General features: G+C 36.6%; 9 protein-coding genes. 4 read left to right on the top strand and 5 right to left on the bottom strand.

All coding sequences use genetic code 11. From position 1 onward, the window contains the following. Nucleotides 1–6: 6 nt before the first annotated feature. The 3 genes from CLV62_RS04290 to CLV62_RS04280 all read left to right on the top strand — a co-directional run bounded on the left by CLV62_RS04290 (nucleotide 7) and on the right by CLV62_RS04280 (nucleotide 4,042). Nucleotides 7–2,079, top strand: a complete 2,073-nt coding sequence (locus CLV62_RS04290; RefSeq protein WP_110309558.1) for a DNA topoisomerase 3 — start codon at nucleotides 7–9, stop codon at nucleotides 2,077–2,079. A 545-nt stretch (nucleotides 2,080–2,624) separates the two neighbouring features. After that, nucleotides 2,625–3,158 (top strand): NUDIX hydrolase, encoded by a 534-nt coding sequence (locus tag CLV62_RS04285; RefSeq protein ID WP_110309557.1) that lies wholly within the window; start codon nucleotides 2,625–2,627, stop codon nucleotides 3,156–3,158. After that, complete coding sequence (locus CLV62_RS04280; RefSeq protein ID WP_110309556.1) at nucleotides 3,155–4,042, top strand: hypothetical protein; 888 nt, start codon at nucleotides 3,155–3,157, stop codon at nucleotides 4,040–4,042. The genes CLV62_RS04285 and CLV62_RS04280 overlap by 4 nt, the downstream gene beginning before the upstream one ends. A 74-nt stretch (nucleotides 4,043–4,116) precedes the next feature. On the opposite strand, the gene CLV62_RS04275 is transcribed toward CLV62_RS04280, so the two are convergent. The 3 genes from CLV62_RS04275 to CLV62_RS04265 are packed head-to-tail and all read right to left on the bottom strand — an operon-like array spanning nucleotide 4,117 to nucleotide 6,798. Continuing rightward, on the bottom strand, nucleotides 4,117–4,704 hold the full coding sequence (locus CLV62_RS04275) for a hypothetical protein (RefSeq protein WP_110309555.1): 588 nt from the start codon (nucleotides 4,702–4,704) through the stop codon (nucleotides 4,117–4,119). A gap of 34 nt (nucleotides 4,705–4,738) precedes the next feature. Next, nucleotides 4,739–5,698 (bottom strand): hypothetical protein, encoded by a 960-nt coding sequence (locus CLV62_RS04270; RefSeq protein WP_146212698.1) that lies wholly within the window; start codon nucleotides 5,696–5,698, stop codon nucleotides 4,739–4,741. A 56-nt stretch (nucleotides 5,699–5,754) separates the two neighbouring features. After that, nucleotides 5,755–6,798 carry a DUF2027 domain-containing protein gene (locus CLV62_RS04265; RefSeq protein WP_110309553.1) on the bottom strand — a complete coding sequence of 348 codons (1,044 nt, stop codon included), beginning with the start codon at nucleotides 6,796–6,798 and terminating at the stop codon, nucleotides 5,755–5,757. A gap of 152 nt (nucleotides 6,799–6,950) precedes the next feature. Between CLV62_RS04265 and CLV62_RS04260 the strand changes: the two genes are divergently transcribed. After that, entirely contained in the window at nucleotides 6,951–8,174 is a 1,224-nt protein-coding gene (locus CLV62_RS04260) for an S-adenosylmethionine:tRNA ribosyltransferase-isomerase (RefSeq protein ID WP_110309552.1), read from the top strand. On the opposite strand, the gene CLV62_RS04255 is transcribed toward CLV62_RS04260, so the two are convergent. Further along, nucleotides 8,101–8,805 carry a polysaccharide deacetylase family protein gene (locus CLV62_RS04255; RefSeq protein ID WP_110309551.1) on the bottom strand — a complete coding sequence of 235 codons (705 nt, stop codon included), beginning with the start codon at nucleotides 8,803–8,805 and terminating at the stop codon, nucleotides 8,101–8,103. The genes CLV62_RS04260 and CLV62_RS04255 overlap by 74 nt on opposite strands. Nucleotides 8,806–8,886: 81 nt before the next feature. Further along, nucleotides 8,887–12,387: a glycosyltransferase family 117 protein gene (locus CLV62_RS04250; protein WP_110309550.1), complete on the bottom strand. Its 3,501-nt coding sequence runs from the start codon at nucleotides 12,385–12,387 to the stop codon at nucleotides 8,887–8,889. Nucleotides 12,388–12,508 lie beyond the last annotated feature (121 nt).

Genomic DNA, 12,508 nt, shown 5'->3' with positions numbered 1-12,508 from the left:
TTTAATATGAAAGTTTGTATAGCCGAAAAGCCGAGTGTAGCCAGAGAAATAGCCAATGTTCTAGGAGCGAAAAATAAGAAAGACGGGTATTTTGAAGGAAACGGATACCAAGTAACATGGACATTCGGGCATTTCTGTACCCTAAAAGAGCCACACGAATATTATCCCCAATGGAAACGCTGGTCATTGGATTTACTTCCGATGATTCCTCCCCGATTTGGTATCAGACTAATAGAAAATCAGGGAATAGCCAAGCAATTCTCGGTGATAGAAACCTTATTCGCAAGTGCCGAAGAAATAATCAACTGCGGTGATGCAGGGCAGGAAGGAGAACTTATCCAACGCTGGGTAATGCAAAAAGCTCAAGCAAAGTGCCCTGTTAAACGTCTTTGGATTTCGTCCCTTACCGAGGATGCAATACGTGAAGGTTTCCAGAATCTAAAGGAACAAAGCGATTTTGACAAACTGTATGAGGCAGGATTGTCGCGTGCCATCGGCGATTGGTTACTCGGAATGAATGCAACAAGGCTATATACCATAAAATACGGTCAGAACAAATCTGTACTATCTATTGGCAGAGTTCAGACTCCGACTTTAGCTCTTATCGTAAACAGACAATTAGAGATCGAAAACTTCAAGCCTGAGCCTTATTGGGAATTGAAAACGATCTATCGAAACACTACCTTTTCGGCAACTAAAGGGCGATTTACTACGGAAGAAGAAGGGGCGCAGTTTCTCGAAGTAATAAAGCTGGCCGATTTTGAGGTTACAGATGTAACAATCAAAGCAGGTGAAGAACTGCCTCCCCGATTATTCGATCTTACCTCATTGCAGGTAGAATGTAATAAGAAATTTGCCTTTTCGGCAGAAGATACCTTGAAAACTATACAATCACTTTATGAGAAAAAGCTCACCACTTACCCTCGTGTTGACACTACTTTTCTGAGTGACGATATATTTCCCAAAGTGCCCGCCACCCTAAAAGGTTTGATGGGTTACGAAGATTTGGTAGCTCCTATACTGGCATCTAAAATCAAGAAATCGAAGAAAGTATTCGATAACAGTAAAGTAACCGATCACCACGCTATCATCCCAACGGGAGTGAGAGCCAATGCTCTTACCGAAAATGAACGTAAGGTATACGATATGGTAACCAGACGCTTTATTGCAGTATTCTACCCGAATTGTAAAATATCAACAACTACTGTCTTGGGGGAAGCTTCGAAAGTCGAATTTAAAGTAACAGGAAAGCAAATCTTAGATCAGGGATGGAGAGTTGTTTTCGAAAAACAATCGAATAATTCCTCTGCTGACGACTCCGAGACTAATGATAAAGATGAAGAAAATATACTTCCTTCTTTCGAGAAAGGGGAAAGCGGAACGCATGAACCGTCTTTAACCGAAAAGTGGACTTCTCCACCTAAATATTATACCGAGGCAACCTTACTTCGGGCAATGGAGACTGCCGGAAAATTTGTAGAAAATGATGAGCTTCGGGATGCTCTTAAAGAAAACGGAATAGGTCGCCCATCTACGCGTGCTGCCATTATAGAAACCCTGTTTAAGCGCAATTATGTTCGCAAAGAAAAGAAGAATCTTCTGGCTACAATTACAGGAGTACAATTGATACAAACTATTCAGGAGGAATTACTCAAATCGGCTGAATTAACAGGTATATGGGAAAATAAACTTCGCCAAATAGAAAGAAATCAATACGATACAAAAATATTCATAGATGAGCTAAAACAGTTATTAACTCAAATAGTTATGAATGTAAGGAACGACTATTCGAGAAAATCTATCGAAGTAGAAGAAGTAAAAGAGCCCGAAATTAAACCGGCAAAAAAATCTTCTCCCCGAAAGAAAAAAGAACCGGCAGAAAAGAAAGAAGAGAAAACTACAACCCCAAAACCTGAGGAAGCGGTATTATGCCCACTCTGCAAAAAAGGAAAACTTTTGAAGGGAAAGGCAGCCTATGGCTGTTCGGAATGGAAAGTGGGATGTACATTTCGTTTACCATTTGACGGCAATGTGGAGAATCTCAATAACGATGAGTTACAACAATTTCTAAGCAAATAGAGTTTCTTGCCTCACCCCACCCTATTTTCTTTTGAGAGGGAGTAATAAGAGGAAAATTATCTATCAATAAGAAAGTGGCATGGTCGCACAAAAGATGAAAAGAAACAATAAAGATAATAACCTGAAAAGTGTCACCTTTTGGAACAGCAGTCAGTCAACAATTATCAGTCAGCAGTAGAGCAGAGGCTCTGCTTTGCCCGAATTTAGTAAACAGTAAACAATAGAAAATAAAACAGTAAAAAAGTGTTACTTTTGTTACCTTTGTAACCTTTTGAATCATGTTCAATTGATTTACAGCAGATTACAAAAACACACAAAGTATACAAAAAGTGCTTACTTTGTCACCAAACAGTATAACTAAATGTATACGATGTAACTTTATTGTAACTCACAATCTATACAAGTAAATGAAAGTATTTAATGATATACTTTCGATTTATAACCAACTATTGCTGTTGTGCTTGCCAAAGCAACAAAAAAGGTCTATGACCTTAAATAGACAATGTAAAAGATGAAGCACTGTTCATTTATCTATATATAAAATTATGCAAGAAGAAATATTTCCCTTAGTAGACGAACAAGGTAATATAATAGGTAAGGCAACGCGTAGTGAATGTCATAGTGGCTCTAAATTATTGCATCCGGTAATACACCTTCATGTATTTAATGAAGAAGGGAAGTTGTATCTGCAAAAGAGATCGGCTACAAAAGATATACAGCCCGACAAATGGGATTCGTCAGTAGGAGGACATATCGACTTAAATGAAACTCCTCAGCAAGCCGCCTTACGTGAAGCCTCCGAAGAAATAGGGCTGCAAAACCTGAGCATACATTACATAGACAAATATATTATAGAAACGAATGTCGAGAGAGAACTTACATACTGCTTCTATACAAAGACCAACCAAATTCCGAAGGTAGATATGAAAGAAGTTTCCGACGGACGTTTTTGGGACATAAGTGAGATTAAAGCACAATTAGGGAAAGATATATTTACACCGAATTTCGAACTTGATTTCGGGCATTTTCTATCCGAAGGATTCGAGCACTTAAATAATTACAAAACAATAACCAAATGATACAGTTCAAACTGATTAAGGACGGAAGCAGCGTCCGCAAACACGACGTAGAGGTACTTAAAGCAACAATATGTAGTCTTACTGAGGATGAAGACAGCTATATCATTCTGGAGCCTAAAAACCCCATAGAAAACAGTATTTACATACAAGCTATCAAACAGAACAATGAGTATTATGCTGAAATACGATTTGTATTCGGTTCTGATAATAACTTTAAGCATTACAGCAGAACATATACCACTCAGAACGAAATAATAAATCTATTCTCTCAATACTATGCAGAAGGCAAAGTCCCTAATGTAAGTGAATGGAATGACGACACAGCCATAAATGAAGAAGAGACCGATGCTAAGATGATGAAGCTTTACAAGCAATCGGGAGGCACTACAAGGTATTTTGAAATATGGATAAATGAAGATAACACAATCACTATTCATAAAGGAATATTAGGAGAAGTTGGAGAGACTGAAACGATAGAAACCAGAAAGAACGATCTTCCATCAAACATTACATTGGCAAAATATGTAAGTGAACAAAAACAGATAGGCTATGAGGAACATGAAGATCTAACCGAATTTATTGTTCAATATTCATACGATAAAGATGCTAATCAAACAGAACTAACAGAGAAAAGAGATTATCTCGAATCGCTATTCAATAATTGCCTCGGATGGACAGGTAACGGGCATTGCGATGGCGGAGATATAGGATCGGGAACGATGAATATTTTTTGCTATGTAGTTGATAAAAATATAGCAGTGCATACGATATTAGAAGTTCTGGAGGAAGAAGACCTTATGGATAATCTTAAGATTGCATATGCCGACGAAAGCACAGAAGAGTACATAGGACTTTATCCTCCATTGACTGATTTTATGCTATAAACAATCACATATATACACAAAAAAAGAACCGGTTAATCAGATTGACTAGTCGGTTCTTTTTGTTTTCTGACTCCTTATTTACCTCCAAACGTGAAGCTTACCGGAAAATAAACCGGAGAAGTAATAGGTGTACCACCAATCATAAAGGTTGGTTTGATTTGCACCTTTACATTAGACTTAGTGTCGCCTATTCCGATAAAATTCTTAGCAATATTCTCTACTGCCGATTTAGAATTGTTAGTCATTAGCGTTGCAAGATCAACACCAATATTCAAAGGTAGAACCTGAGTTGTTCCCGCTGCAATATTCATCGTCTGATCAACATGTCCTGTTGTAAACTGTATATCATCTATACTTACAATATATTGCAGACCATTCATGATCGCAGCTGTTGTATTTGGATTTTTCACATTTAGATTTAGAGTAAAATTCATTGGAATAGAAGATGCTGTTCCTCCTAAAATGCCTAATAGTTTAGGAACACTCAGAGGCGATATTCCATTCGACAAGTTTACTCCTGATACCGTTAAGTTAGAAATAGATTTATAATCATACTCACACTTTGTTACATTATAGGCGCTGGTTAGATCGTTAGTAACACCACAGCCCGAAAACATTACAGCTATACATATTAGCAATAATGCAGATAGTTTTTGTTTCATTCTATATTTAATCATTAAAAAATTATATCCTTTTTCATAAGTTCAACATTTGCTTCTTCGTTAGCATATAACTTTGCTTTATTGCACGCTCTATATCCGAAATATACAGTTTTACTTTTTTACGATCATCCGATTCAAATAGAAATATCGATTTATTGTCCTCTTTATTTTTCGCAAACCCTTTAATAATATGATCATGTTCCAAAACCAATCGAACAGAATCTATATTAAACGTACATTGTAAAAAGCACATTTTATCCTCTCGCCGTTTACTTATGTAGGCATTGAAGCCATTGGGTTTAAAAACGATATTTCGAGTAGGTAAATCCAGATCAAAAACCAGATAACCATAAATATCTTTTATCGTATCTACCAAATTGGGGTGAAGTTCTCCTGTTTCTTCTATATTATAGAATAATTCTCCTTGCAGAACAATATCCTCCAAAATCTCTTTTTCCAGAGTCTTATCTGATAAACCTAACTCCTCACGACAATAATCAGCAAAGCGAAAAACAATCTGCTTGTCCGAAGAGTCTAAATATAAGGTTTGCGTTTGAGGCGAATAGTTATTAGTTACAATCTCATAAAAAGCTTTAAACTCGTTTATGGTTTTATCATTACCTATCATCATCATTTTTGCGAGAAGAAATTCCAATTGGGTAATCTCCGATCGGTCTAATTTAATTTCAGCACCGTCTATCTGCTTTTCAAAAACACCCTGTAGAGTATCTATAACCTGATTGTATAGAGTTATTTTCTGTTCAAATACCTTTTCACTGCGACTTTTCTCTACTTCGGTTTCAGTTTGTTTATTCAACAAAACCATCGTAATTACGGCAGCAAAAATAGTCCCAAAAGTAGCAGCAGCAAACTCTTGCGAGGCTTTTTGTCCTAAGTGCTCAAAAAGAGGTTCAAAAGCCAAGAATGAAGAAAAAGCAATTACAAATACAAATAATGCACTTAGCAAATTCTTATATTTTTTTTGAAACTTCATAGCCATACTTTTATATTTTATTACCTCAAAAAGAACCTTTAAGACTTCATTCCATATTATTTAATCGTAATCATTGTCGCTCCAAATCCATATTCTTTAAAGGATGCATCCTGATAATTCATCATACTATATCTAGTCTTCAAATCACTTAAGATAGCTTTCTTTAAAACACCTTCTCCTTTACCATGAATAAAGACAATCTTCTGACCCTTCTTTGCCTTGTTTTCATCCATTATCTCTCTAAATTTAGTAATCTGATATTCAAGAATATCTTTAGCATCCAATCCAACTGTAGAATCTATCAGTTCTTCAAGATGCAAGTCTACTTCAATAATAGAAGATGATGTATCTTTCTTTTTAAGAGGCTGTGGTTGTTGACGATCTAATTGCTTCTTCTCTTTCATCGCTTCTTCAATAACCTCCGCCGATACAAACAATTCTCTTTCTGTCAAATCATTTTTCATCAGATAATAGATGATAGCATCATCGTCAAAGTAATCATTCTCTTTGAAACTATGCAATTTGTAGAATTTAACTGTATCAATTCTAATTTCCGAAGAACAAGGGTTCTTCAAGCTGAAAGGCTTATCTATCTTATATGGAATAAACTGAACACAGACCTTTTCTAAATCATTCAAATCGGTCTTCGTGAATTCTTCCAGAAAAATCTTCGTATTGGGTTCTATAGTTCCTACGGCACGACTTATCCATCCTTTATCCGATCTGCTCATATAGTTATAAGATAGATAAAAATTACTATCATTAACCAAATAACACTCATAGCTTGTTGTACTCAAAGTCTTTATATCAAGAGGCAGATAAGCCAGACAAGCAGTAATACGCTCTCCTTCTTTAGTCTCCGAAACAGAAACTCTCTCAATCTTTGGTTCTTTCTGATATGATGTAACTTCGTGTGCCTTCGGTTTTACCGACTGACTCACCTGAGCCTCATTTGCAGGTTCTATAACTATACACTCCCGAATAAGTATCGGTGTATCAAATCCGTCATCGTCCACTATTACTATATCTTTACCTTGAAAACCTTTTACTATTCCGCCTCCCGTTGTATTTAGAAAACGTACTTTATCTCCTACTTTCATAAAATATGATGTTTGAGGGTCTCAGACCCATTTATTCTTTCTATTTGCAGAATCTATTATTCTACAAAATACGAAAATAAAAAGGTCTGCAACCTTAATACTTTCATATTCATACAAAGTTGATTAATTTTGACGGATAAAAAAAGAGAATAATGGAATTATCAGACCCTCGTCACATACATATTAAAGATTACAACTACGATCTGCCCGATAATAAGATTGCTAAATATCCACTAGAAGGGCGAGACAATTCGAAGTTATTGGTTTACAAAGACAAATCTATTACAGACAGTCACTTTTCGTCTATTACAGATTATTTACCTGAAGACAGCCTAATGATCTTTAATAATACGAAAGTGATACAGGCACGTCTCCACTTTAATAAATCGACAGGAGCTCAGATAGAAATATTCTGCCTCGACCCATATCTTCCTCACGACTACAATCTGATATTTCAAGCCACAGAAGAGTGCTCATGGCAATGCATGATTGGCAACTTAAAGAAATGGAAAGAAGGCACACTTGTGAAAGAGGTGAAAATTGATAATCAGACAATATTACTAAAAGCTGACCGAATAGAATCGGCAGGCAATACACATATTATCAAATTTGAATGGGATAATCCTCAATATACATTTGCAGATATTCTTGATGCGGTTGGCGAACTACCTATCCCACCCTATTTAAACCGTGATACCGAAGAAAAAGACAAGGAAACCTACCAGACATTATATTCTAAGATAAAAGGCTCAGTGGCGGCTCCTACTGCCGGATTGCATTTTACAGAAAAGGTATTTGAGAAACTTAAGAAAAAAGGCATCGAAACCAACGAAGTTACTTTACATGTTGGAGCAGGAACATTTAAACCCGTTAAAAGTGAAGTGATAAACGACCACGAGATGCACTCCGAGTTTATTTCTGTAAAGAGAGAAACCATAGAACATATACTTTCGCACAAGGGGAATATAATTGCGGTAGGCACAACATCTGTGCGTACTCTCGAAAGTTTGTATCATATTGGGGTTGCTTTGGAAAAGAGTCCAAATCTGAATACACTGAAAGTAGAACAATGGCAGCCTTATAACAGTTCTTTTGACAATAATATTACAAAAGAAAAAGCCCTAAAGAACATCTTAGACTATCTGGATAAGCATTCAATAAATACTTTACTTGCCGATACTCAGATAATGATCGTTCCGGGCTACACATTTAAAATAGTAAGCGGCATAGTTACTAATTTTCACCAGCCGCAAAGCACTTTATTATTATTAGTCTCCGCCTTTGTCGAAGGCAATTGGATGTCTATCTATAATCACGCACTAACTCACGAGTATCGCTTTCTGAGTTATGGAGATTCGTCTCTATTGCTTCGTTAGCAGTTTCAACTAAACCTTCTTGAATAGTTTTGAAAACATACCCTTGCTCTTTGAACCATTCGATAGCCAAAGGCAATGCATATTTCATATTCTTTTCAGCTTTAATTGAATCATGAAATACAATGATAGAACCATTGCGTCCATAATGTTTCACATTTTCTAAAACCTCTTCCGGGGTTTGCTTATTACTATAGTCACGTGTTACCACATCCCATAATATAATCTTATATTTCTTACGAAGTTTAAAAAACTGAGGCAGGCGCATATGTCCATGAGGAGGTCGGAATAAAGGAGAGTCGATATACTCCGAAGCTAGTTCGGCATTCTTCATATAGTTTTTTGTGCGGCTTTTTATACCTTGTATATGATTGAATGTATGATTACCGACATTATGCCCGCGGTCTAAAATATCCTGATAAATTTCAGGGTATTTCCTAACATTGTCACCAACACAAAAGAACGTAGCTTTTATGTCATACTTATCTAACAAATCCAATACCCATGGAGTAAGCTCCGGTATAGGTCCATCATCAAAGGTCAAATAAATTACTTTCTCGTTTTTGCTAGGTAGTCTCCAATGTCCTCCCGGAAAAAGAAGTCTATAAACTAACGGCGGTTGTTCTATCAACATATCTATAAAAAAATAACATCATCATCTATAGTCACAGAAAGCAAAAATCGTGCCTTCCATGACTATAGACGCAATATTATCTTAATTGCTGCTTTGACTTGTATATTCTTTTAATAATCCGGGACTAAATTGTTGCATCAAAGCCATTGACTGTTGAGCCAGTCCCTCTTCAAGCTTCTGTATTTCAGAACCTTTCTCTGCAATATAATATCCTCGGATCGATGTATCAGTAATATTTTTTAAAGCATAATTTCCTAATGCAGGTACCCTGTTTGTGAAATATAACTGAGCATAGCCTTGTAATTTCTCAATTAAAGCTTTGTATTTTGCCATATCACCATGTTGTTGATACACCATAGCAATACGCAAGATGTTATCAAAATGGTTTCTTATATCACTTGCTGAACTTGACATTTGTTCAGGCTTCAAACGGTGGTACCAATTTAATGACTGTTCAGATCTATCCAATATAATCTTAATTACTGCTTCTGCTTTTTCCGGTTGACCTATTGCAAAATATGCATCAGCAAAAGAAACCGATTCGCCACCCATAGGCACTGTGTTAGCAGGAATTACTTTCAAACAATAATCTAATGCAGAAAGTGCTTTATCATCTTTTCCTTCGTTAATAAGAGCACTTATCAATTTATTAAACATGATTCTGAATGTCTTACACATTCTCATATTGTTTTCATCCAGGTATACTCTTGGATCATCAATATTACCCCATTTGAACTCATTAACCATATTGTTATAAGTAACCTCTGTGTTTACACCTGTCGGACTGATCTTTCCCGGAGTAATACGGTATGCCAAACCTTCGAGCATAAAATGATTATCTGCCAAGTTCATATACATGTCATCACCTACAGTAGTTGCAAAATATATCGGGCGCTTCCATCCTTCTTTATTGATGTTGTTCAGCATTTCAAGAATCATAAGCTCCTGACGGTACAATACATTCTTATTACCCAGATTAACCAGCATATGAGCAGATGGTTGAGCACTTAATGCTTTCCAATCGACAAGTGTAGTATCTACGGGCATATATAATAAATTACCGGGTATGATAAACTCACTGCCCGAGCTTTCTATAAATGGATTCTTAGGTACATAGCTATCCTGTGTTCTCAGGATATTCATAATATAATCCAGAGAAACAGTATCGGTAAAAGCATTCTTATCATAATAATTTGTCAGATCGATATTCTGCTCATTCTGAACCTTATCCATCCACGATGAACCTGAACTTTTTTCAAATTGTTGTTTCAGCACATTCTCAATCTGCTCTTTTGTAATAACGTAGGCATACATACCTTTATCACCGATGTAGCGAGATTTATCCCATTCAATAGGCAAAGGCTTAGAATCATACGCTTGACGACGCATTTGGTCGACGTACCAGTCGGTTTGCAGGTAACTCAAGTTGGCAACACGCACATCTGTACGGAAACCTTCAACTTCCTGAGCATACCACAAAGGGAATGTATCGTTATCGCCGTTCGTAAATAGAATACCATCTTTTTCAACACTCTTCAGATAATTCATTCCGAAGTCACGCATTGTATAACGGTTAGAACGATCATGATCGTCCCAGTTCTGAGAAGCCATTTGCACAGGAATCAACAATGCTACAACAGTAACGACGGCAGCAGCAACAGTTTCGGGAACATATCGTTTGAGTAATACCCAGAGAGCAGCTACACCTAACCCAATCCAAATACTGAATGCATAGAACGATCCGGCATAAGCATAATCCCTTTCACGAGGTTCGTAAGGTTTTTGATTCAGATAAAGCACAATAGCCAAACCAGTCATAAAGAATAACATGAAAGTTACCCACAACTGTTGTTCGCCTTTTTTACCTCTGGTCAATTGGAAGAATATACCACATAACCCTAAAATAAGAGGCAACATATAATAAACATTGTGTCCTTTATTATCAGCGATATCCGGAGGTAAATTATCTTGAGGCCCTAATCCTAATACATGCTCATCGATGAAGCTAATTCCTGTAATCCAATTACCGTTACTCATTTCACCCGACGATGGAATATCATTTTGACGACCTGAAAAATTCCACATAAAGTATCTCCAATACATAAAGTTTATCTGATATTTAAACAGGTATTGCAAATTTTCGAAGAATGTAGGAGGAACTTTAACATCTGTGATGCCACCCCAGTTTTTATATCCTTGAGTATGGCGATACTCATCCGAATACATACGAGGAAACAACATCGTATTAGTATATTCATACTTAGGCACTTCACTGGCTACAAAATAACGGTCTTTTTCATCAGGAGATTTCTTCACTATTTTATCATATCTCGATTTTTTTGAAGACTCAATAGCTTTGCCACTAGCATCTCTCTTTACTTCCGAAGCATAGGTACGTCCATAAACCAAAGGAGAATCACCATATTGTTCACGATTCAAATAATCGGTCAAAGAAAATACATCTTCGGGCGAGTTTTGATCCATCGGTGTATTAGCGGCGGAACGGATAGGAATTATGGCGAAAGACGAATACCCTATCAGAATTACCAGCAAACACAAAAGACTTGTATTAACTAATCTGAAAGTCATCTTTTTCCCTTTAAAGCAGAAGAATATCAATCCGCCTAACAACACGATCCATAACAAAACATTCGATCCGATAAATGTAATTCCGGATAGAGCCATTGTTAAGATAAATGCTATTTTAGCCCGTTGCAAGCTACCCTTAGCAGCAAGAGTTTCATAAAGTCCCCAAATAAGAGACAAGAGAAGAACTATCAGGTAAAAGAACACTCCACTATTATAAGATAATCCCAATGAGTTCACAAAGAATAACTCGACGGCTCCCCCCACTTTAGTAAACCCGGGAATAACACCATACATAAGTACGACAATTAATCCCATCGAACCAAGAAGAGCTAATAAGATTCCTTTAAAATTAGGAGTTTCGGTCTTTTTAAAATAATAAACCAATACAATTGCGGGAATGCAAAGTAAGTTCAACAAGTGAACTCCTATTGAAAGTCCCATAGTATAAGCGATCAGAACCAGCCATTTATCCGAGCCCTGTTTATCCGCACGATTTTCCCATTTCAAGATTAACCAGAATACCAAAGCTGTAAACATCGAGGAGTAAGCATAAACCTCTCCTTCGACAGCCGAAAACCAGAAAGTATCTGAGAAAGTATATACTAATGCACCTACAAGACCCGATCCGATGATAACAATCATTTGCCCCAAAGACATTTCTTTTTCGGTATCAGTATAGATGAGTTTTTTAGCGAGATGCGTTATTGTCCAGAACAGGAAGAGAATGGTTAAAGCACTCAATAATGCGGACATGGTATTGACCATCTTAGCCACCTGAGTCACATCAGAGGCAAATAAGGTGAAAAACTTACCGGTCAACATGAAAAAAGGAGCACCGGGAGGGTGTCCCACTTCAAATTTGTATGCAGAAGTAATAAACTCCCCGCAATCCCAAAAACTTGCAGTAGGTTCGATTGTCAACAAATAGGTAATTGCTGCAATAATAAAGCTTAACCACCCAAAAATGTTATTGACTAAGTTATACTTTTTCATGTTGAATAGTAGATATTTATTGTGAAAATGTTTGTTTAAAATTCTTTGCCTATGTGAACAAAGTTGCAAATATAGTTAAATCAAAGAAGATAAAGGTGTTCATTATTTTTTTTTAAGGTAA

Source organism: Indolivaga alginatilytica, assembly GCF_003201355.1.
Taxonomy (GTDB): Bacteria; Bacteroidota; Bacteroidia; order Bacteroidales; family Dysgonomonadaceae; genus Dysgonomonas_A; species Dysgonomonas_A alginatilytica.
Note: the sequence above shows the minus strand (reverse complement) of the source record. Positions and strands in the feature narration are given on the sequence as shown.